The organism is Kitasatospora sp. NEAU-CNBT7 (assembly GCF_057220535.1).
The window spans coordinates 61,595-82,192 of record NZ_JBXQQB010000029.1 but is presented as its reverse complement, the minus strand read 5'-3'; the positions used below and the strand labels follow the sequence as shown (position 1 = coordinate 82,192).

Genomic DNA, 20,598 nt, shown 5'->3' with positions numbered 1-20,598 from the left:
GCCCGGCTCAGGCCGGGATCGGCAGCGGCGGCAGCAGCGTCTCGTGCAGCCAGGCCTCGAGCACCCCGTCCACCGGCCGCCGCGAGGGGTAGCGCCGGACGTGCGCGGTGAATCCGGCGGTGCCGACCACGCCGTGCCGGTTGAGCGTCGTCCAGTCCTTGACCATCCGGAAGAAGGTCTCGTCGCCGAGCGCGCAGCGCAGCGCGTGCACGGCGAGCCCGCCGCGCTCGTACAGCCGGTCGTCGAACATCCGGTCCCGGCCGGGGTCGGCCAGCCGCAGGTCCTGCGGCAGCCCGGCGAGCAGGCTGTGCGCGACGGCGGCGTGGTGGGCGGCGGGCCGGCCGCCGGAGCGTTCGGACCAGATCCACTCGGCGTACTTGGCGAAGCCCTCGTTGAGCCAGATGTGCCGCCAGTCGGCGACCGTGACGCTGTTGCCGAACCACTGGTGGGCGAGCTCGTGGGCGACCAGCCGTTCGGAGCCGCGGGCGCCGTCGACGTGGTTGGTGCCGAAGGTGGCCACCCCCTGCGCCTCGACCGGGACGTCCAGCTCCTCGTCCGCGACGACCACGGTGTAGCCGTCGAACGGGTACGGGCCGAACAGCTCCTCGAACAGCCGCATCATCGCGCCCTGCCGCCCGAAGTCGTGGGTGGCCTGCGGTACCAGCCGGGCCGGCACGTGGGCGTGCTGCGGCACCTCGCCGGTGTCGGGGCCGCCGAGCCGCAGCAGCTCGTACTGGCCGATCGAGACGCAGATCAGGTAGCTGGAGGTGGGGGCGGCCTGCTCGTAGACCCAGGTGGTGGTGGAGCCCCGGGTGGTGCGGGTCAGCAGCCGGCCGCCGACCAGCACGGAGTACGGCGAGGGCGTGGTGATCGCTATCTGGTACGAGGCCTTGTCGGCGGGCCGGTCGTTGCACGGGTACCAGGACGGCGCGCCGATCGGCTGGCTGGCCACCAGCGCGCCGTCGGTGAGCTCCTCCCAGCCGAGGCCGCCCCAGGGGCTGCGGACCGGCTTGGGGTTTCCGCTGTAGTGCACCTCGACGGTGAACGCGGCGCCGGCCGCGAGCGCCTTCGCGGGCCGGATCCGCAGCTTCCCGCCCCGGTGGGTGTAGTGCGCGGCGCGGCCGTCGACCAGCACCCGGCCGATCCTGAAGTCGTTCAGGTCGAGGGTGAACTCCCGCAGCGGCTCACCGCCGGCGACCGCGGTCAGCCGGGCGGAGCCGCCGAGCCGGTTGGGGCCGGGCTTGTAGTCCAGGGCCAGTTCGTACCGGTGGACCCGGTACCGGGTGTCACCGTGGGTGGGGAAGTACGGGTCGACGCCGAGGTGCGGCGCCTGCTTGGGGCTCAACGGTGCGAACTCTCCCTGCCGTCTTACGGAAAACCGCGCCCGTGGGGTAGGGCGCTACGCCTGCCAGGCCTCGATCGGGTTGCCCAGCCAGCGGGTGTCGGCGGGGACGGACTCCGCGCGCATCACCAGCGAGGCAGGCCCGAGCGTACTGCGGGCCCCGATGGTGCTGCCCGGCAGCACGATTCCGCCGGGGCCGAGCGTGGCGCCCTCGCGGAGGACCACAGTATCCATCCGCATGATCCGGTCGTGGAAGAGGTGGGTCTGCAGCACGCAGCCGCGGTTGACGCTGACCCCGTCACCGAGGGTGACCAGGTCGGCCTCCGGGAGCCAGTAGCTCTCGCACCACACGCCGCGGCCGATCCGGGCGCCGAGCCCGCGCAGCCACAGGTTGAGCACGGGGGTGCCGGGCACCGAGCCGATCAGCCACGGGACGGCCAGCACCTCGACGAAGGTGTCGGCGAGCTCGTTGCGCCACACGAAGCCGCTCCACAGCGGGTGCTCCACCGCCCGGAAGCGGCCGACCAGCAGCCACTTGGCCGCGATCGACACCGCGCAGGCGAGCGCGCCCGCGCCCAGCAGCACCAGGCCGGACAGCGCCGCGGCGAGCAGCGGGGATCCGGCGGTGGCGAGCCAGGCCAGCGCCGCCAGGGTGAGCACCCCGAGGGCGGCCGAGGCCAGCACCGGGACGATCCGGCAGAGCTCGGTCAGGCCGCGGGCCCACAGCAGCCGGGCCGGCGGGTCGTAGGTGCGGCTCTGGTCGCCGGAGTCGGCCGCGCGCGGCAGCCGCATCGGCGGCATGCCCAGGTACGAGCTGCCCTTCTTGGCCTTCTTCGGGGTGGCGGACAGCACTCCCACCAGGCCCCGGTCCGGTACGGCGCGCCCGGGCGCGGTCATCCCCGAGTTGCCGAGGAAGGCCCGCTCGCCGATCTCGGCCTCGCCGAGGCGCAGCCAGCCGCCGCCGAGCTCGTACGGGGCGATCAGGGTGTCGTCGGCGAGGAAGGCGCCGTCGCCGACGGTGGTGAGGCTGGGCAGGGCGAGCACGGTGGAGACCTCGGCCCGGCTGCCGACCTTCATGCCGAGTGCGCGCAGCCAGACCGGGGTGATCAGGCCGGCGTACAGCGGGAACAGCGTCTCGCGGGCCAGGTCCATCAGCTGGCTGACGGTCCAGGCCTGCCAGCCGATCCGGCCGTGCAGCGGGTGGTAGCCGGGGCGCAGGCCCAGCGAGAGCACGCGGACGGCGGCGACCAGCAGCACCGCGTAGACCAGGCCGAAGGCCAGGGTGGCGGGCACCAGGGCGGCCAGCGCGCCGCCGAGTGCGGCGCCGAGGCCGTCGCCGGGGTGGACGAACCGGGCCAGCACGGCGAGCGCGGCCAGCGCGGAGACCACCGGCAGCAGGCTCAGGCCGAGTCCGCTGGCGCCGTACAGCGCGGCCCAGCGGGCCCGGCGCGGCGGGCGCTGCCCGGGGCGGGAGCGGTCGGCCTTGCCGAGCTTGACGGCGGGCGCTCCGGCCCAGCGCTGGCCGGTCGGGATCTGGCCGGTGACGCCGGAGCCGGGCGCGACCTGGGCGCGCTTGCCGACCCGGGCGCCCGGGAAGAGCACGCTGCGGGTGCCGACCACGGCGCCGGAGCCGACCCGGATCTGGCCGATCTCCAGCCGGTCGCCGTCCAGCCAGTAGCCGGACAGGTCGACCTCGGCCTCGACCGCGCAGCCCTTGCCGAGCCGCAGCAGGCCGGTGACCGGCGGCAGCGAGTGCAGGTCGACGTCGGGGGCGATCCGGGCGCCGAGCGCGCGGCCGTAGCGCACCAGCCAGGAGCCGGACAGCTCGGTCGCGCCGCTCAGCTCGGCGAGCCGCTCGGCGGTCCACAGCCGCAGGTGGACCGGTCCGCCGCGCGGGTGGCTGCCCGGTTCGACGCCGCGCAGCAGCAGCCGGGCGCCGCCGGCCGCGACGGCCACCTTGCCGGGCGGGCTGAACAGCGCCGCCGCCATCGGCAGCACCACCCACCAGGAGGCGGTCGGCGCCCACGGGTAGGCGCCGAACCAGGCCAGTGCGTTGCCGAGGGCCAGCAGGAGGGTGGTCCAGCGCAGGCCGACCAGGGTGAACAGCGGCAGCAGCAGGAGCAGCTGGACGATGCCGGCCCGGGCGGGGACCGGTTCGACGGTCCGGGCGGCGCCGTCGCCCTGCGCGGAGCGCTCCAGGTGGCGGGCCAGCTTGCGCAGGACCGGCTGCTGGTAGATGTCGAACACCGCGGCCGACGGGTAGCGGGTGCGCAGCAGGGTGGTGAGCCGGGCGGCGGCGAGGCTGCCGCCGCCGATGGCGAAGAAGTCGTCCTGGGCGCTGCCGACCGGGACGCCGAGGATCTCGGTCCACTGCTCGGCGAGCCAGGCCTCGGTGCCGTACAGCTGCTCGGCGGGGCCGGCGCCCTCCAGCTCGGGCAGCGGCCAGGGCAGCGCCGCCCGGTCGACCTTGCCGGAGGTGCGGGTGGGCAGCGACTCGACCGGCGCGAGCAGCGGGACCAGGGCGGCGGGCAGCTCGGCGCGCAGCCGTTCGACGGCGGCGGCGTGGTCCCAGCCGTCCTGGGTGACCAGGTAGCCGACCAGCAGCTGGTTGCCGCCGCGGGCGGTGCGGACGGCCGCGGCGGCGCCCTGCACCCCGGGCAGCGCCTGGAGGGCGGCGTCGACCTCGCCGAGTTCGATCCGGCGGCCGCCGAGCTTGATCTGTTCGTCGGCGCGGCCGAGGAAGAGCAGGCCCTCGGGCTCGGCCTTGACCAGGTCGCCGCTGCGGTAGGCGCGCTCCCAGTCCATGGACTTCAGCGGGGCGTACTTCTCGGCGTCCTTCTCGGGGTCGAGGTAGCGGGCGAGGCCGACGCCGCCGATCACCAGCTGCCCGCTGCCGCCCATCGGCACCGGGTCGCCGGCCTCGTCGACCACGGCGAGCTGCCAGCCGTCCAGCGGCAGGCCGATCCGGACCGGGCCGTCGCCGGTGAGCAGGGACCCGCAGGCGACCACGGTGGCCTCGGTGGGGCCGTAGGTGTTCCACACCTCGCGGCCCTCGGTGACCAGGCGCTGCACCAGCTCGGGCGGGCAGGCCTCGCCGCCGAAGATCAGCAGCCGGACCTCGTTGAGCGCCTCGGCGGGCCACAGCGCGGCCAGCGTCGGCACGGTGGAGACCACGGTGATCTCCTGGTCGGCGAGCCAGGGGCCGAGGTCGGCGCCGCTGCGCACCTGGGCGCGCGGGACGGGGACCAGGCAGGCGCCGTAGCGCCAGGCCAGCCACATCTCCTCGCAGGAGGCGTCGAAGGCGACGGACAGGCCGGCCATCACCCGGTCGCCGGGGCCGATCGGCTCCTCCTGGAGGAAGAGCGCGGCCTCGGCGTCGACGAAGGCGGCGGCGTTGCGGTGGGTGACGGCGACGCCCTTGGGCTTGCCGGTGGAGCCGGAGGTGAAGATGATCCAGGCGTCGTCCTGCGGGGTCGGCCGGCCCGCGGGGCGGGCGGGCCGGGCCCCGCCGGTCACGGTCAGTGCCCGGTCGGCGCCGAGGACGGCGGCCACCTCGGCCTCGCCGAAGACCAGCTCGGCGCGCTCGTCCGGGTCCTCGGCGTCCACCGGGACGTAGGCGGCGCCGGCCGCCAGGACGGCCAGGATGCAGACGTAGAGGTCGTTGGTGCCGGAGGGGACGCGGATACCGACCCGGTCGCCGGTGCCGATCCCGGCGGCGGCCAGCCGGCGGCGCTGGGTCTCGACCTCGGCGGCCAGGGCGGCGTAGCTGAGCGTGGTGCGGCCGTCGTCGAGGGCGGGCTCCTGGGGGTGGGCCTGCACGGTGGCGTCCAGCAGCTCGACCAGGGTGCGGGCCGCGGGCGCGGGGCGCCCGGGGTACACCGCGAGCGGGGCGGCGGGCCGCTCCGTGTCGGGTGCCTGTTCCTGCAGTGTGCCGGTCGGTGTGGTCACAGTCGTGCGCTCCTCGTCCTCGTCCCCGTCCACTCGCTTCGGGCCGAAAGCGGACAACCCGTCGATGGTAGCCCTGCGGCGGCCCGAACGGGCTGACCGCCGCTCATCCCAACTGGCCCTGATCCGTGCTCCACTGACACTCCGTCAGCTATCAGGCGCACTGTCTGACAATGGATATGACGGACCGTCAGCCGATCTGACGATCCGTCAGTCGGTCGCGGCGCATGTGAGCCATGCCACACGGCGGGTGTGGCCCGCGTCACGCGGCTTGGCGGCCCGGGCCGCCCGGCGGGAGTCGCCGGCCCCGGCCTACGCCACGATCCCCAGCTCGTGCGGGGTGTTGTTGAGGCGCCGGCCGCCGGCGGCGGTGACGGTGACGATGTCCTCGATCCGGACACCGAACCGCCCGGGCAGGTAGATCCCGGGCTCGATCGAGAAGCACATGCCCGGCACCAGCGGCTGGGTCTCGCCCTCCACCATGTACGGCGGCTCGTGCGTGGTCAAACCGATGCCGTGCCCGGTGCGGTGGATGAAGTACTCCCCGTAACCGGCCTCGGTGATCACCCGGCGGGCCACCCGGTCGATCTCCTGGCACTCCACGCCCGGCCGGACCGCCTCGAACGCCTTCTGCTGCGCCACCCGGACCACCTCGTGCACCTCCCGCACCTCGGCCGGGACGTCGGCGCCGACGTGCACGGTCCGGGTGGTGTCCGAGCCGTAGCCGTCCCGCAGCCCGCCGAAGTCCAGCACCACGGTGTCACCCTCCGTGATGACCCGCTCGCCCGCCTCGTGGTGCGGGTTGGCGCCGTTCGGCCCGGAGCCGACCACCGTGAAGTCGACCTGGCTGTGGCCGTACTCCAGCAGCAGCTCGGCCAGGTCGGCGGCGACCTCGGTCTCCCGGCGGCCCGCGAAGCGCACCTCCAGGATCGAGCGGTACGCCGCGTCCGCCGCTCCCCCGGCGCCGCCGAGCCGCTCCAGCTCGTCGGCGTCCTTGACCGCCCGCAGCATCGGCATCGCCCGGGTGAGCGAGCGGTACCCGCTGTCCGGCAGCGCCTCCTGCAGGCCCAGCAGGTGCATCGCCCAGGCGGCGTCGGAGATCCCGTAGCTGCCGCGCGGGTCCAGCTGCGGCGCCAGCACCGGGTACGGGTCGGCGCCGTCGGCCCAGTCCAGCAGGCGCAGCGAGGACGCGCCGGGGCAGGCCTCGGCGTCCGGCCGCTCCAGCCTGGGGACCAGCAGGACCGGGTCGCGGCCGGCGGACAGCAGCAGCGCGGTCAGCCGCTCGGTGATCGCGACGGGCTGGTAGCCGGTGAGGTACAGCAGGTCCGGGCCGGGCGTGACGAGCAGGCCCGCCAGGCCCGCCGCCGCGGCCGCCTCGGCGGCGCGGCCCATCCGGGCGGCGAAGTCCTGCGCGGTGAAGGGCCGTGCGGCGGTCAGGTTCGGCATCGCTTCCCTGCTCTCTGCCGGCCGGCTCAGCGCCGGGCGGCGGTCTCGGCGTAGTGGCGCAGGAACAGCGCCTCGACGTGGGCCATGTGCTCGATCTCGGCCGGATCGACGCTCTCGTTCGGCGCGTGGATCAGGCAGCGCGGCTCCTCCACGCCCATCAGGATGATCTCCGCCTCCGGGTAGGCCCCGGCGAGCACGTTGCACAGCGGGATCGAGCCGCCCTGCCCCAGGAAGGAGATCTCCCGGCCGTACACCTCCCGCATCGCCCGGTCGAGCGCGGCGTACGCGCGGCCGTCGGTGGCCGCCCGGAACGGTGCGCCGGTGCCCTCCGGCTCGACCTCGACCCGGGCGCCCCAGGGCGCGGCCGCCTTCAGGTGCGCGGTGAGCGCGTCCAGTGCCGTACGCGGGTCGGTGCCCGGCGGGACCCGCAGGCTCACCCGGGCCCGGGCGGTGGCCGGGACGGCGGCCGCCGAGCCGACCACCGGCGGGCAGTCGATGCCGAGCACGGTGACCGCGGGTCGGGCCCACAGCCGGTCGGCGACGCTGCCCGTCCCGGTCAGCGAGACGCCGTCCAGCACCCCGGCGTCGGTGCGGAACTGCTGCTCGTCGTAGCCCGCCCCGGTCCACCGCCCGTCGGCGTCCAGGCCGGTGATCCGGGTGCCGCCGTCGGCGTCCCGCAGCGAGTCCAGGATCCGGATCAGCGCGGCGAGGGCGTCCGGCGCGGGCCCCCCGAACATCCCGGAGTGCACGTCGCCCGCCAGCGTGGCGACGCTGACCACGAGGTTGGCCAGCCCCCGCAGGGTGGTGGTGGCGGTGGGCACGCCGACCGCGGCGTTGCCGGTGTCGCAGACCAGCAGCGCATCCGCGTGCAGCTCGTCCACGTGCGCCCGGACGTAGTCCTCCAGGCCGCCGGTGCCCTGCTCCTCGGAGCCCTCGGCGACGAACTTCAGCCCGACCGGGACGTCGTCGCCGAGCGCCCGCAGCGCGGTGAGGTGCATGACGACGTTGCCCTTGCAGTCGGCGCTGCCGCGGCCGTACCAGCGGCCGTCGCGCTCGGTCAGTTCGAACGGCGGCGAGGTCCAGGCCGCGTCGTCCAGCGGCGGCTGCACGTCGTAGTGGCAGTACAGCAGCACGGTCGGGGCGCCGGGCGGCGGCGGGCGGTGCCCGAGCACCGCGTGGCTGCCGTCCGGGGTCTCGGCGAGGTGGACGTCGCGCAGCCCCGCCTCGGTGAACGCGGCCACCAGCCACTCGGCGGCCTCCCGGCACCTCTGCGGCGGGTACTGGCGCGGGTCGGCGACGGACGGGATGGCGACCAGCTCGGCCAGGTCGGCCTTGGCGCGGGGCATCAGGGCGGCGATCCGGCGGGCGAGACCGTCGTCGGTGGGGTCCTGGGGCATGCGGGCTCCTGGGGGTCTCAGTTCTTGACGGTGTCCGAGGTCTTGATCTCCTCCAACTTGTCCTGGTACTTGACCAGTTCGTCGGGGCAGTAGACCCCCAGGATCAGGGCCTCCACCTCGATGGCGCGGCGGTCGCCGATCACCGGCCGCTGGCCGGGGCCGGCCGCGCCGTTGGAGATGTTCTGCAGCCAGAGCGCGTTCTTCAGGACGCTGCCCGGGGACGCGCAGACCGCGCCGCCGCTGGTACCCAGGGTGGACACGATCTGGTCCTGGTCGGGCACCCGGTAGCCGCCCGCCTCCAGCTGCCCGGACAGCTCCTGGGCCTTCTTGTTGGCCTCGATGTTGTGGTGCTGCTGGGTGTAGACCAGGATCCCGGTGATCAGCATCCCGACCAGCACCACGATCGCGCCGACGTAGATCCAGCGGTGCTCGGAGGCGAACCTGGTCGGGCTCATGCGGCACCTCCGGCGGCCGGGTCCGCGGCGTCCGCCGTCCGCCAGCTCGGCTTGCGGAACCTCAGGCAGCAGAACGGGATGATCACCCCGAGCACCAGCAGGCCGCCGGCCACGATCAGCACGTACGCCCAGACGCTGCCGCCGCCGAACTGCGAGGACGGCACGAAGCCGATCACCATCGCCGCCGCCGAGGCCACCAGCCCGGTCACGCACAGGGTCACCAGCAGGGGCGCCCGGTAGCCGCGCGGGTGGTCGGGCTGCAGGCGGCGCAGCCGGATCGCCGCCACGAACATCAGCAGGTAGACGATCAGGTACACCTGGGTGGTGATCACCGAGAAGATCCAGTAGGCGCTGGAGACGTTCGGGATGAAGGCGTACATCAGCGCGATCGCGGTGGTCACGACCCCCTGGGTGACCAGGATGTTCTGCTGGACGCCGTGGCTGTTGAGGCGCTGCAGGAACGGCGGCAGGTAGCCCTCCTGCCGGGAGATCAGCAGCAGGCCCTTGGACGGGCCGGCCAGCCAGGTGAGCATGCCGCCGAGCGAGGCGGCCACCAGGCCCACCGCGATCACCGGGGTCAGCCAGCCGACGTCGAAGTACTGGAAGAAGGCGTCGAAGGCCTGCATCACCCCGGCGGTCAGGCTGAGCTGGTCGGCCGGGACCACCCAGCTGATCGCCAGGGCCGGCAGGATGAAGATCAGCAGGACCAGCCCCATCGCCAGGAACATCGACTTGGGGAACTCCCGCGGCGGGTCCTTCAGCGAGGACACGTGCACGGCGTTCATCTCCATGCCCGAGTAGCTGAGGAAGTTGTTGACGATCAGCACCAGGCTGGCCAGGCCGGTCCAGGCGGGCAGGATGTGCGCGGCGTTCATCGGCGCCGCGGAGGCGTTGCCCTGGCCGAGGAAGACCCCGCCGAGCACCACCAGCAGGGCGCCGGGGATCAGCGTGCCGATCACCAGGCCCCAGGAGGCCAGCCCCGCCACCGCGCCGGTGCCGCGCGCGGAGACCCAGACGCCGGTCCAGTACAGGACCATGATCACGATGGCGGTGTAGAGCCCGCTGCTGGCCAGCGCCGGGTTCACCACGTACGCGATGGTGGAGGCCACGTAGGCGAGCAGGCTCGGGTAGTAGAAGATCGTCATCGCGAACTGGCACCAGACCGCGAGGAAGCCGAGCGGCTTGGACAGCCCCTGGGAGACCCAGTTGTAGACGCCGCCCTCCCAGCCGGACGCCAGCTCGGCCGAGACCAGCGCCGTCGGCAGCAGGAACACGATCGCCGGGACGATGTAGAGGAACACACAGGCCAGGCCGTAGACCGCCATGGTCGGCGCGGCCCGCAGGCTGGCGACCGAACTGGTCGTCATCAGCGCCAGGGTCAGCCAGGTGAGCCGCGGAGCGGAGACCGCCTGGGCGGCCCGGGTGCGGACCTCCGCGGCCGGGCCGCCCCTGCCGTCCGCCGGCAGATCCATCGAACTCATGCACGCTCCTTGGGGCCGCCGATCAGCAAGGGTCGCGACCCACGCCATCACGGCGGCGGCCGGCCCGCGCCCGCGCCGGGCCGTCCGGGTGACGCGGCCGGGTCAGCGGTCGCGGCGGCGCCAGTGCCGGATGCCCTGCCAGGTCGCCACCCCCACCGACACCGCGATCACGGCGAGCGCCGCGGCGGCCGGCTTGCTGCCGATCAGCTTCACATCGGCGGCGATCACCGCCAGCAGGGCGAGCAGCGGGACCGCGGTCGCGATCACCGTACGGCCCACCACCAGCACCGCCGACGGCTTCCACCGCCGGGTCCCCTGCTCGGCGCGGGCCTCCGCCGCCTCCAGTTCGGCCGCAGTCGCCCCGTAGTAGGCCGCCGCCCGCGCCCCGAGGGCGCCGGTGGCGCGGTAGTAGGCGAAACCCATCGCCGGGATCCACACCAGCGGGAAGAAGATGCCGACCGTGATCAGGCAGGCCGCCGCGACCCAGCCGAGCACCTGCTTGAGGCGGCCCGGCTTCTCGTCCGCCGGTCCGATCACGCCCAGCAGGTACGCCATCCGCTTCACCATCGCCAGCCGGGTGCCGCGCGGCAGGCGGCCCTCCGGGGCGTGGCCCGGCAGCTTCTCGATCGCGGTCAGCGCCTCGTCGGCCTTCTCCACGTCGGGGTAGACCCCCTGCAGGACCAGCACCTCCAGGGCCCGGTCCCGGACCGTCGGGTCCCGCCCGTCCAGCGCCGCCAGCGCCAGCGTCATCCGGATCTGCGCCAGCAGCGCCGCACAGAACGCCACCGGGACCAGCACCATGAACGGGCCGCCGATCGCGCCGCCCTCGACCACCGTCAGCCGCACCCCGCGGTCGACCACCCGGCGGCGCAGCGCCCCGGCGGACGCGTCCGGCAGCGCCTCGTGCGCCCGTTCGACGGCGGCCTGCGCCTTGGCGCCCTCCATCCTGACCGCGAGCAGCGCGAGCCGTTCCGGCAGGTGCTGCGGATCGGCCAGCCCGGCCTGGAGCAGCTTGCGTGCCGACTGCGCCGACACCTCGCCCGTGTTCTCCGGCTTGCTCACCCCAGGAAGGCTAGGGCGTCGGCGCGCGGTGCGCCGCTCAGGCGCGCGGCGCCGCCGGCCGGGCCGCGCCGGACGGCAGCAGCGAGCCCAGCATGATCTTCTCGGTCGCCCGCAGGTAGCGGGTGGCCGCCGCCTCGGCCTCGTCCGGCAGGCCGTCGGCCACCGCCCGCACCACGGGCGCGAGCCGGGCGGCGGCCTCGGCCGGGTCCTCGAACGGGGCGCGCAGTGCGGCGCGGACCGGGAGGTAGGCGTTGAAGAGCGTGTTGGTGAGCAGCAGGTAGACCCGATTCCCGGTGGCCCGGGCGAGTTCGCGGTGCACCTCGACGTCGGCGAGCTGGGCGGCGTCCCCGTCCGGGGCCTGGGCCACCGCCTCCAGCAGCTCCGCCAGCCGGCGGGCCTGGCGGACCGTGCGGCGGCCGGCGGCGCGGCGGGCGATCAGGGCGCCGATGTGGCCGCGGACCTCGAAGACCTCGGCCAGCCAGCCGTTGTCGCGGGCGGCGAGCATCGGCAGCAGGTCGGCGCCGCCGACCCGCAGGAAGTCGCGGACCCGGGTGCCGATGCCGTGCCGGGTGCTGAGCAGGCCGGCCTGCTCGAGCCGGGAGAGGGCGTGCTTGAGGGTGGTGCGGGTGACGCCATAGCCGGCGGCCAGCTCGCGCTCGGGGGGCAGCAGTTCGCCGGGGCCGTGGGTGCCGTCCAGGATGTCCTCGCGCAGCCGGTGCTCCAGGACGTCGACGACGGACTGACGGGCGATGATCTCGACTGGCACGGACGGTCTCCTCGGCTGCGCGGGTGTGGCAGTGGCTCAGCCACCCGTGACCGGAGTCAAACGGGTGGCCGGGCCGTCGTCAAGCCCGGCGGGCCGGGTCCGGCCCGGCCCGCCGGTGGGTCAGAACTGCTGGACGAAGTACGGCGAGACGCTCATCCAGCCGTTGGCGGCCGCGCCGTTCAGCCGGCCGGAGCTGTTCTTGGCGAGGGTGTACCAGGAGTCGACGTAGTCCGGGTCGTCGGTCCACCAGGAGCTGGGGATGGCCGCCAGCACCGCGTTGACCAGCGGGATGTAGGTGCCCTGGTCGGCGATGGTGAGCAGGACGGCCGCGATGGCCTGGGCCAGCGCCAGGTAGTTGGTGTCGCCGTCGTCCTCCATCAGCACGACGTCGGCCAGGTTGTACTTGTAGTTCGACCAGTTCACCAGGATCTGGTTCGGGTAGTAGACCGTGCCGTCGTAGTCGAGGTACGGCATGGTGACGGAGTCGACCCGCGGGGTGCCGTCCTGGCCGAAGCCGGTGACCAGGGCGAACATCTCGGCGCCGCCCTTGAACCAGGGCTCCTCGTCGTCCGAGACCTCGATCGCGTCGACCTTGGTGGCCCACCAGCCGGCCGCGGCCTGCGCGGCCTGCCCGCCCTGGGCCTTCGGGGCGGCGGGGGCCGCCGCCGGGCTGCCGAGGCCCTTGCGGGCGAGTTCGGTGCTGAGCACCTTCAGGCCGGCCGCCATCGTCTTCGCGGAGTCGATGTCGACCAGGTAGACCGGCTGGGCGGGGAGCGCGGCGGTGTCCAGGCTGTGCGCGCGGCCGGTCCGGTCGTACGCGGTGACGCTCTTGGCGTGGTCGTCGCCGACGGCCGCGGCCACCAGCGGCTCGGCGCCGGCGTCCAGGGCGGCGCGCATCGACGGGTCGGCCAGCTGGACCCGCAGCAGCGGGCCGAGGTCGGCGCCGAGTCCCTTGGCCGCGGCGATCCGCCGGTCGGCCGCCGTCACGGTGGCGGCGAGCTGCCGGGCGGCGGGGGCGGTGGCACCGGCCGCAAGCGGGCCGAGGTCGGCCGCTCCGGCGCCGGTGCCGGTCCGCACCCGGGTGCGCCAGCCGGCGTCGGCCAGCGACACGGCGAGGGTACGGGCGACCTGCTGCTCGACCTCGGTGACCTGGGCGGTTCTGACCGCGCCGGCCGGTGCCTGGGCCGCGGTGGGGGCGGCCGGGGCGGCGGCCGCCTGGCCGGCGGCGAGGGTGAGCAGGGAGAACACGGCGACCGTTAAGGTGCCGCGGCGAGCGCGGGAGAAGGACATGGGGCATCTCCTGGTTCGGCTGGGTGGTCGGGGAGCGCCACCACTTGGTGGCGGCGCCGGGATCAGTGAAGCGCGTACATGACAGATCATCAATAGCCCGTGGCGCAGCCGTTCTCGACGGCGGTCCGGGAGACCGCCAGCGACAGGGCCATGATGGTCAGTTGCGGGTTGACCCCCGGGCAGCCCGGGAGTCCCGAGGCGTCCGCGACGAGGACGCCCCGCACCCCGCGCAGCCGGCCGTGCCGGTCCGCGGGGGAGATCGAGGGATCGGCACCGAGCGCCACGGTGCCGGTCGGGTGGAAGGCGGACAGGTGCAGGTCGCGCGGGGAAGTCCGGTCCAGCAGGGCGTGCAGCTCGGCGGTGGAGCGCACCCGGGGGGTGCGGGCCAGACCGGTCAGCACCTCCTCGGCGCCCGCCGCGAACAGCAGCTCCCCCATCGCGGCCACCGCGCGCAGCAGCGAGCGCCCGTCGGCCGGGTCCAGCCGGTAGCGCAGCACGGTCCGGCGGCTGCCCAGCACCCGGCCGCCCGGGCGGTCGGCGATCATCGCGCCGAGCGTGGCCAGCCGGTCCGCGTCCGCCAGCTCCGCCCGCAACTCCCGGCCGAGGCCGGGCAGGACGAACGAGCCCATCCCGGGCGGCGGCGCCGTCGCCTCGATCAGCACCCCCTGGTCGTGCAGTTCCTCCACGCCCGCGCTCTGCAGCACCGCCGGGCCCGCCGCGACGGGCTCCGCGAACCGGCCCGCCACGCTGGTCGCCGGGTGGACGGCCAGGTTGCGCCCGGTCCGCGGGTGCCCGCCGAGCCCCGAACGGCGCAGCAGCGCGGGCGACTCGAGCGCCCCCGCGGCGACCACCACCAGCGGCGCGAGCAGTTCGAACGTGCTGCCGTCCGGCCGCCGGACGGCGACCCCGGCGGCCCGCGGCCCGCCGGGCCGGTCCGGGTCGACCAGGATCCGCAGCACCCGGGCCGCGGTGACGATCCGGGCGCCCGCCGCGCAGGCGTCGGGCAGGACGGACAGCTGCACGCTCTGCTTGGCCCCGGCCGGGCACCCCACCACGCACTGGCAGGACCCCTTGCAGCCGGGCGCGTTGCGGCGCAGCGGTCCGGCCCGCCAGCCGAGCTTCTCGGCGCCGCGCAGGGTCAGCAGGCCGTTGCGGCCGAGCACGTCGAGCGGCTGGGTCGCCACCCGCAGGGTGCGCTCGATCTCGTCCAGGTCCGCCCCGAAGGCCGTCCGGTCGGCGAGTTCCAGCCCGTACCGGGACCGCCAGCGGTCCAGCACCGGGCCGGGAGTCCGGTAGCAGGTACCGGAGTTGACGACGGTGGTGCCGCCGACGGCGCGGCCGGTCGGCAGCAGCACCGGCGGGGCGCCGAGCATCACGGTCGCGCCGCCGTCGCGGTACAGGTCGGCGAAGCGGTCCAGCGGCGCGCGCCGGCCGAACTCGGCGGTGGTGTGGTGGCGCCCCTCCTCCAGCACCACCACCCGCAGCCCGGCCCGGGCCAGCGTGCGGGCCGCGATCGAGCCGCCCGCGCCGGAGCCGATCACCACCGCGTCGGCGGTCGCCCGGTCGGGCCACTCGGCGGACGGCACGCAGTCCAGCGGCGGGTCCTCGGGCGCGGGCAGCGGCCCGGGGGGCGTACCGCCGGCGCGGTGCAGCATCCGCTCGGTGCCGGCGGCCAGCAGCACGGGCACCTTGACCACGTCCAGCAACGGCTGCAGGGCCGGGCGGGCGCCGAGGGCGGCGAGCAGCGCCTCGCGCCGCGGTTCGGGCAGCCGGTCGAGCCGGGCGCCGGTACGCAGCAGCGCGTACGCGTCGACGGCGGCGGCCGCGCTGCGCAGGCCGGCCCGGGCGGGTACGGGCAGCGCGGTGAGCAGGGCGTCCAGGCGGTCGGCGGTGGCGGCGGGCCACGGCTCGCGTCCGTCGTCGGCGAGCAGGGCGGCGACCAGGCCGCGCAGGCTGCGGGTGGCGGTGGTGCGGGCGCCGTTGCTGCTGGTGGTGCCGGTGGTGCTGCTGGTGCTGGTTCCGGTGGGCGAGGGGGTCATCGGCCGCCCACCTCGGCGTGTGCCGTCCCGTCCAGCACCCAGGTGCGCTCCGGGCGCCAACGGCCCCGCCAGCGTTCGACGGTGATCCGGGCGTCGGCCGACTCGCTGTTGCGGCAGACGGCGCGGCTGCCGTCGGGGTCGGTGTAGTCGAGGGTGAGGGTGCGGTCCTCGGGCTGGCGGACCGTCACGGTGATCCGGCGCAGCGCGGTACGGCCCGTCACCGTCCACTCCGGCAGGCCGATCACGGCCCGGAAGCCGCCGAGTGCGGAACGGGCCGAGCTGCGCGGCCAGGTACGGCCGCGGTGCAGCAGGCGCAGGAAGACCAGCGGCGGGAGCCGGTCGAGCCCCGGCCGGTGGGAGACGGCGGCGACCACCTCCAGGACGTCACCGCCGCCGAGGTCGGCGTGCAGCCAGGCCCAGCGCCGGGCGTTGCCGTGGCCGTAGATCCGGGCGGTCGCCCCCGGCGCGCCGTCCAGCCGGAGTTCGCCGCGGGGGTGGGTGACGGTACCGGTGTAGCGGGAGGTGGCCGCCGGGAGCATGTGCGCGGCGGGCAGCAGCGGCCGGCGCCAGGCCCAGCGCGGGAAGGTGTACAGCGGCGGTCCGGTGAACCGTTCGGTCAGGTCCCAGCGGTACGGGCCGGCCGTACCGCGCAGGCGGCCCGGGGCGTCGCCCGGTGCGGCGGTGTAGCGGGCGTGCTCGGGCGGGCCGCCGGGCGGGAACAGCGCGATCCAGCCGTGTTCCCGGGCGGGCGAGCCGTCCGCGAGCGCGGTCAGTTCGTGGTGCAGCCACAGGCCGGTGCCGTCGGCGGGATCGGTGAGGGTGGTGTACCAGACCTCGGTGCGGCCGGGAGTGCCGTCCCAGCGCGGGGTCAGCTCCCGCTCCGCGGCCCGCGCGGCGGCGCCGGGCACGTCTGCGGGCACGTCTGCGGGCTCGGCGCCGGGCGCTGCGGTGCGCACGTCGTTGGGACGTGGGAAGCGCCAGCTGGCCAGGAACGGCAGCAGCGCGGTGGCGAGCGGGAAGCGCAGGGTGCCGCGGCCGATCGCGGCGCCGTCCTCCAGCAGGGTGAAGGGGAGCACCGTCATCGACCCCAGTGGGCGACGCGCGGTGACCGACTTCCAGCCGAGGAGTGTCAACCGCCGTTCCCCGGAGCGGAGTTCGATCCGGTAGCGGATCCGTCGCCGGGCCAGCGGGGAGATCTCCAACTCCCCTGCGGCGGACGGGTCGTCGGCCAGTCCGCCGATCCGGACCCGGCCGGTGAGGCGGGCGTCGGTGGTGCGGTGCGGCAGCAGCACCCGGTCCGCGCGGACCGCGAGGTCCAGCCGGATCGGACGCGCCCCGGCCTCGCCCGCGAGCCGCACGGTCCCCACCATCAGCTCGTCGAACGCCGTGCCGCGCCGGGGCAGCGTCTTCATCGGCCTCTCCCGTATCCAGAGGTTCAGTGGCTGAGCCACTGAACCATTCTGTCGACGCGCCGTCAATCCCCGGGGGGACAGCAGTCGCACCGGTGCACCACCCCCGGCCGCCGGGCCGCGACGCGGCAGGGCGCGCCGCACCCGTACGGTGCGGCGCGCCCAGGGGTCGCGGTGCGCGGTCCGGGGGTAGGTGTGCGGCCAGGGGTCGGTGCGGTCAGATCAGGCTCATGGCGAGCGCGAAGCCCGCGCACAGTGCGGCCAGCAGCAGCGTCCTGGGGTTGCCGAGGTTGAGGGTCCAGCCGACGCCCAGGCGCTTGGGCACCAGCAGCGCCGGGTCCCGCCGGTTGACGTACACCGTGCCGGCCAGCCGCCAGTGCCGGTCGTCGTCGACATGGACCAGGCCCGGCTCCAGCCCCGACTCCGGCTCAGGCCCGGGCCCGGGCCCGGGCCCCGGCCGGGCGCCGGCCTCCCCGCCGGCCGGGTCGAGCCGGCTGCCGCCCTGGCCGGTGCGGACGGCGACGACCACCAGGACCGCCAGCCCGAGGAGCACCGGAGCGAGCAGTTCGGCGGGCTCGACGGTGTGCGCGCCGCGCCAGATCCGTACCGCGGCGAGCAGCACCGACAGGTCGACGAGGGCGGCCAGCACCAGCAGCGCGGCCGAGGTCCGCCGGAGGTAGCGGCGGTGCCGCGCGGCGCTGCCCGCCGGGTCGGCCGGGTCGAGGTCGGCCCGCCCGCGCAGGGCCAGGCGGACGGTCAGCCCGAGCAGTCCGGTGAGCCCGAGCTGCGCGAGGACCGGCGCGAACGCGGCGGCGAGGGACTTGGCCGCGAACCGGTCCGCCGTACCGTCCGCGCCGAAGTGGGTGGGCAGCCGGTCCGGCATCCCCGGGTACCGGGCGACGGCGAGTGCGGCGGTCAGCGCGATCAGCAGGACCGCCGGCGCCGCCCACGGCCAGGGCGCCCGGACCGGCCGGGTCCGCAGCGAGGTGTCGACGCTCACGCCCTGCCGCAGACCCCGGTACCAGCCCTCGCGCTCCTTGGCGGCGCGGATCGCCCGGCGGGCCCGGACGTGGGCCGTCGCGCCGACCGCCGCGACCACCGCCGTTGCCACCGTTGCCACCGCGGCCGGGTCCGGCAGGACGGCGGCGAGTACCGCCCCGGCCACCACCGCGGACCCGCCACCCCACGCCAACAGCCGCCGGTAGGAACGGCGTTGCCCACCGATCACGGCCGCGTCCCGGTATGCCGCCGGGATCCGCACCCCGAACGGCAGACTCGGATCGGCCATCGCCGGCGCCAGCCAGGCCAGCACCAGGACCACCACCGGGACGATCGTCCCGGACACCACCACCGTGACCGTCATACCGACTCCCCCTCCACGCGGTCCCCGCGGGACCGCACCCCGAACCCGTCCACCGTCCGACCGCAGGCCGCCAGCACCGCCGCCCCGTCGAGCCCCTGCGCCGCCGCCTCGGCCAGCAGCGTCCGCAGCCGGGCGCCCCAGTCGTCCGTGAAGCCGGGCTCCGGCGGCCCGGAACGGGCGTCCCGGCGCACCACGGCGCCGCTCTTGCGGTTCAGCAGCAGCAGCCCCTCGCGACGCAGCAGGTCGTAGGCCTTGTTGACGGTGTGGAAGTTGATGCCGAGGTCGGCGGCCAGCTGACGGGTCGACGGCAGCGCCGCACCCTCGGCCAGTTCGCCGGCCGCGACCGCCTCGACCACCCGGTCGCGGATCTGCTGGTAGATCGGGATCTCGCTGTTCAGATCGAGGGTGAGGATCACATCGGCTCCCGCCTGCTGTCTGCCTGCTCTATTACTTATAGAACAGACCGTCAGGCGGTGGCAACCGGCGGCCGCACGCCGGGTGCGCCTCGCGCGGTGCGGCCGACCTCCGTGCTGGGATGGGCGGGTGAGCGATCCCGAACCGAACCGCGCCGCCCAACCCGCCCAGCCGTCCGCGGAGACGGTGCGCGACCTCGTGGAGTTCATCGGCGCCCGCAGCGCCGAGGAGCTCGAGAGCGTCGACTACGCGGACGGCGCCGACCGGCTGCGTACCGCACTGCGCAACTCCAGTGCCCTGCTGGGCGCCGCGGTGGCCCTGATGGTCGCGGACGCCCGGGACCCCCGCCGCTGGCACCTGCCGTGGGACGCACTGGTCGAGATGGCGCTGCCCTGGTCCGGCCATCCCGGCTGGGAGCCGCGGTTCGCGGTCCGCGCGGACGGCACCACCGCCGAGACCGAGGACGGCAGCGGCTGACGGCCCTGCGCGCCGCCCCGGGCGAGCCGGCCGGTACGGTCACCGCATGACGACCGACCCCGGCGGGCCCGTGCTCCGCAACCGCTTCGGCGCCGATACGCCCGTCCCGGCCGACCACCGGACCTGCCGCTGCTTCGACCAGTACCGGGTGTCCCGGCGCCGCAAGGTCCGCTTCCACACCGAACTGCAGGACACCACCGCCCCCGGCTGGCTCCACCTGCTCGCACTGGTCGAGGAGGCCGTCGCGGACGGGCGCGAGGAGTTCCACCCGCTGCGGGAGCTCAGCCCCGCGGAGCGGGCCGAGGTGGTCACGCTGCCGCCGTCCATCGCCCGGCTGACCGCGGTGCGGACCTTCAACCTGTACGGCAGTGCGCTGGTGCGGATCCCGCCGGAGATCGGGGCGATGACCGCGCTCGAGGAGTTCACCCCGTACACCTCGTACCGGCTGCACTGGTACCCGTACGAGCTGACCCGGTGCCGGAACCTGCGGCGGAGCACGGTGAGCACCCGGGCGCTGTTCGGCAACGAGAACATGCGGCCGCCGTTCCCGGCGCTCGGCGGCGGACCGCACCCGGCCGGTGCGCCCGACCCCGGGGTGTGGGGCGGGGAGACCCTGCGGACCTGCAGCGTCTGCGACCGGGCGCTGGACGGCGGGCCGGTGCAGCAGGTGTGGATCTCCCTGAAGGTGGCGACCGATGTGCTGCCGCTGCTGGTCAACGCCTGCTCGGCGGCGTGCGTCGCCGCGCTGCCGGCCCCGCCGTCGGGCCACCCGGCCACCCCGCACCGGGGCGGCCCGGGCCTCGTCCAGCCCGTCGCCGAGGACGACGAACGGTACTGGTGACCGCCTGTCAGGCGCCCCGACGGCCGCGGCGGGCCGTCGTGCGGTCGGCGGTGGCGGTCGACCGGGCCTCAGGCCCGCAGGGTGGCACCGCCGTCCACGTACAGGTCGTGCATGGTGATGTGGCGGGCCCGGTCGGAGGCCAGGAAGACCACCGCCTCGGCGATGTCCTCCGGCTCGGCGATCCGGCCTAGCGGTATGCCGACCCGGTAGGAGTCGAGGTCGCCCGCGATCACCCGGGCCGCGGCGGCCTGCTCGTCGCCGGACCAGAGCGCCCGCTGCATCGCGGTGTCGGTGGAGCCGGGCGAGACCACGTTGCAGCGCACGCCGGAGCGGGCCAGCTCCAGCCCGAGGCACTTGGTGAACATGGTCGCGGCCGCCTTGGAGGCGGCGTACGCGGCCATCCCGACCCGCGGCACCCCGGCCGCGTTGGAGCCGACCGTGACCACGGAGCCGCGTCCGCGCCCGGCCATCCGCCCGGCCACCGCGCGGCTGACGTGGAAGACGCCGGAGGTGTTGACGGCGAAGGTGGCCGCCCAGTCCTCGTCGGTGAGGTCGACGACGGGCGCCGTCCGCAGGATGCCGGCGACGTTCACCAGGACGGTGAGCGGCCCGAGTTCACCCTCGATCCGGGCCACCGCCGCCTCGACGGCGGCCGGGTCGGCGACGTCGAGCGGATGGGCGGACACCGCGCCGCCGGAGCCGGCCGCCAGCCGCTCGATCCCGGCGGGGTCGAGGTCGGCCGCCGCGACCCGGGCGCCCCGCGCCGCCAGCGCGCGGGCCACCGCCGCACCGATCCCCTGACCTGCCCCGGTGACCAGGGCGACCTCTCCGGCGAGTTCCTTCGGTTCCACGGTCGTTCCCCTCCGGGGCG

General features: G+C 75.5%; 16 protein-coding genes. 2 read left to right on the top strand and 14 right to left on the bottom strand.

The genetic code is table 11. From position 1 onward, the window contains the following. Positions 1 to 7 precede the first annotated feature (7 nt). The 13 genes from AC2TEW_RS29760 to AC2TEW_RS29700 form a co-directional block, all read right to left on the bottom strand. Complete coding sequence (locus AC2TEW_RS29760; protein WP_484626443.1) at positions 8 to 1,345, bottom strand: M1 family metallopeptidase; 1,338 nt, start codon at positions 1,343 to 1,345, stop codon at positions 8 to 10. 54 nt (positions 1,346 to 1,399) lie between these two features. Then, entirely contained in the window at positions 1,400 to 5,221 is a 3,822-nt protein-coding gene (locus AC2TEW_RS29755; RefSeq protein WP_484626478.1) for a Pls/PosA family non-ribosomal peptide synthetase, read from the bottom strand. Positions 5,222 to 5,599: 378 nt separating this feature from the next. Continuing rightward, complete coding sequence (locus AC2TEW_RS29750) at positions 5,600 to 6,733, bottom strand: M24 family metallopeptidase (RefSeq protein WP_484626442.1); 1,134 nt, start codon at positions 6,731 to 6,733, stop codon at positions 5,600 to 5,602. Between the two features lie 26 nt (positions 6,734 to 6,759). After that, complete coding sequence (locus tag AC2TEW_RS29745; RefSeq protein WP_484626441.1) at positions 6,760 to 8,130, bottom strand: dipeptidase; 1,371 nt, start codon at positions 8,128 to 8,130, stop codon at positions 6,760 to 6,762. Between the two features lie 17 nt (positions 8,131 to 8,147). Then, positions 8,148 to 8,585: a hypothetical protein gene (locus AC2TEW_RS29740; protein ID WP_484626440.1), complete on the bottom strand. Its 438-nt coding sequence runs from the start codon at positions 8,583 to 8,585 to the stop codon at positions 8,148 to 8,150. Continuing rightward, positions 8,582 to 10,066, bottom strand: a complete 1,485-nt coding sequence (gene gadC, locus AC2TEW_RS29735) for a glutamate/gamma-aminobutyrate antiporter GadC (protein ID WP_484626439.1) — start codon at positions 10,064 to 10,066, stop codon at positions 8,582 to 8,584. Before gadC ends, AC2TEW_RS29740 begins: the two co-directional genes overlap by 4 nt. 102 nt (positions 10,067 to 10,168) lie before the next feature. Further along, positions 10,169 to 11,128 carry a hypothetical protein gene (locus AC2TEW_RS29730; RefSeq protein WP_484626438.1) on the bottom strand — a complete coding sequence of 320 codons (960 nt, stop codon included), beginning with the start codon at positions 11,126 to 11,128 and terminating at the stop codon, positions 10,169 to 10,171. 37 nt (positions 11,129 to 11,165) lie between these two features. Further along, positions 11,166 to 11,894 (bottom strand): FadR/GntR family transcriptional regulator, encoded by a 729-nt coding sequence (locus tag AC2TEW_RS29725; RefSeq protein ID WP_484626437.1) that lies wholly within the window; start codon positions 11,892 to 11,894, stop codon positions 11,166 to 11,168. A gap of 120 nt (positions 11,895 to 12,014) precedes the next feature. Then, complete coding sequence (locus tag AC2TEW_RS29720; protein ID WP_484626436.1) at positions 12,015 to 13,184, bottom strand: DUF3103 family protein; 1,170 nt, start codon at positions 13,182 to 13,184, stop codon at positions 12,015 to 12,017. A gap of 89 nt (positions 13,185 to 13,273) precedes the next feature. Continuing rightward, on the bottom strand, positions 13,274 to 15,223 hold the full coding sequence (locus tag AC2TEW_RS29715; RefSeq protein ID WP_484626435.1) for a GMC family oxidoreductase: 1,950 nt from the start codon (positions 15,221 to 15,223) through the stop codon (positions 13,274 to 13,276). Next, positions 15,220 to 16,635 carry a tocopherol cyclase family protein gene (locus AC2TEW_RS29710; RefSeq protein WP_484626434.1) on the bottom strand — a complete coding sequence of 472 codons (1,416 nt, stop codon included), beginning with the start codon at positions 16,633 to 16,635 and terminating at the stop codon, positions 15,220 to 15,222. The genes AC2TEW_RS29715 and AC2TEW_RS29710 overlap by 4 nt, the downstream gene beginning before the upstream one ends. Positions 16,636 to 16,849: 214 nt before the next feature. Continuing rightward, positions 16,850 to 17,995 carry a DUF1648 domain-containing protein gene (locus tag AC2TEW_RS29705; RefSeq protein ID WP_484626433.1) on the bottom strand — a complete coding sequence of 382 codons (1,146 nt, stop codon included), beginning with the start codon at positions 17,993 to 17,995 and terminating at the stop codon, positions 16,850 to 16,852. Next, positions 17,992 to 18,411, bottom strand: coding sequence for a GntR family transcriptional regulator (locus AC2TEW_RS29700; RefSeq protein ID WP_484626432.1), 420 nt, complete (start codon positions 18,409 to 18,411; stop codon positions 17,992 to 17,994). Before AC2TEW_RS29700 ends, AC2TEW_RS29705 begins: the two co-directional genes overlap by 4 nt. 127 nt (positions 18,412 to 18,538) lie before the next feature. Here AC2TEW_RS29700 and AC2TEW_RS29695 point away from each other — a divergent pair, with 127 nt between their 5' ends. Continuing rightward, positions 18,539 to 18,886, top strand: a complete 348-nt coding sequence (locus tag AC2TEW_RS29695) for a hypothetical protein (protein WP_484626431.1) — start codon at positions 18,539 to 18,541, stop codon at positions 18,884 to 18,886. A gap of 46 nt (positions 18,887 to 18,932) precedes the next feature. After that, positions 18,933 to 19,727, top strand: a complete 795-nt coding sequence (locus AC2TEW_RS29690) for a leucine-rich repeat domain-containing protein (protein ID WP_484626430.1) — start codon at positions 18,933 to 18,935, stop codon at positions 19,725 to 19,727. A gap of 68 nt (positions 19,728 to 19,795) precedes the next feature. Here AC2TEW_RS29690 and AC2TEW_RS29685 read toward each other — a convergent pair whose 3' ends face one another. Further along, positions 19,796 to 20,578 (bottom strand): 2,3-dihydro-2,3-dihydroxybenzoate dehydrogenase, encoded by a 783-nt coding sequence (locus AC2TEW_RS29685; protein WP_484626429.1) that lies wholly within the window; start codon positions 20,576 to 20,578, stop codon positions 19,796 to 19,798. Positions 20,579 to 20,598 lie beyond the last annotated feature (20 nt).

Bases quoted from the DNA above. Each gene is read 5' to 3' on its own strand.
- AC2TEW_RS29690 (WP_484626430.1), top strand. From the start codon at position 18,933: ATGACGACCGACCCCGGCGGGCCCGTGCTCCGCAACCGCTTCGGCGCC.
- AC2TEW_RS29705 (WP_484626433.1), bottom strand. From the start codon at position 17,995: ATGACGGTCACGGTGGTGGTGTCCGGGACGATCGTCCCGGTGGTGGTC.
- AC2TEW_RS29720 (WP_484626436.1), bottom strand. From the start codon at position 13,184: ATGTCCTTCTCCCGCGCTCGCCGCGGCACCTTAACGGTCGCCGTGTTC.
- AC2TEW_RS29750 (WP_484626442.1), bottom strand. From the start codon at position 6,733: ATGCCGAACCTGACCGCCGCACGGCCCTTCACCGCGCAGGACTTCGCC.
- AC2TEW_RS29715 (WP_484626435.1), bottom strand. From the start codon at position 15,223: ATGACCCCCTCGCCCACCGGAACCAGCACCAGCAGCACCACCGGCACC.
- AC2TEW_RS29745 (WP_484626441.1), bottom strand. From the start codon at position 8,130: ATGCCCCAGGACCCCACCGACGACGGTCTCGCCCGCCGGATCGCCGCC.
- gadC (WP_484626439.1), bottom strand. From the start codon at position 10,066: ATGAGTTCGATGGATCTGCCGGCGGACGGCAGGGGCGGCCCGGCCGCG.
- AC2TEW_RS29710 (WP_484626434.1), bottom strand. From the start codon at position 16,635: ATGAAGACGCTGCCCCGGCGCGGCACGGCGTTCGACGAGCTGATGGTG.
- AC2TEW_RS29740 (WP_484626440.1), bottom strand. From the start codon at position 8,585: ATGAGCCCGACCAGGTTCGCCTCCGAGCACCGCTGGATCTACGTCGGC.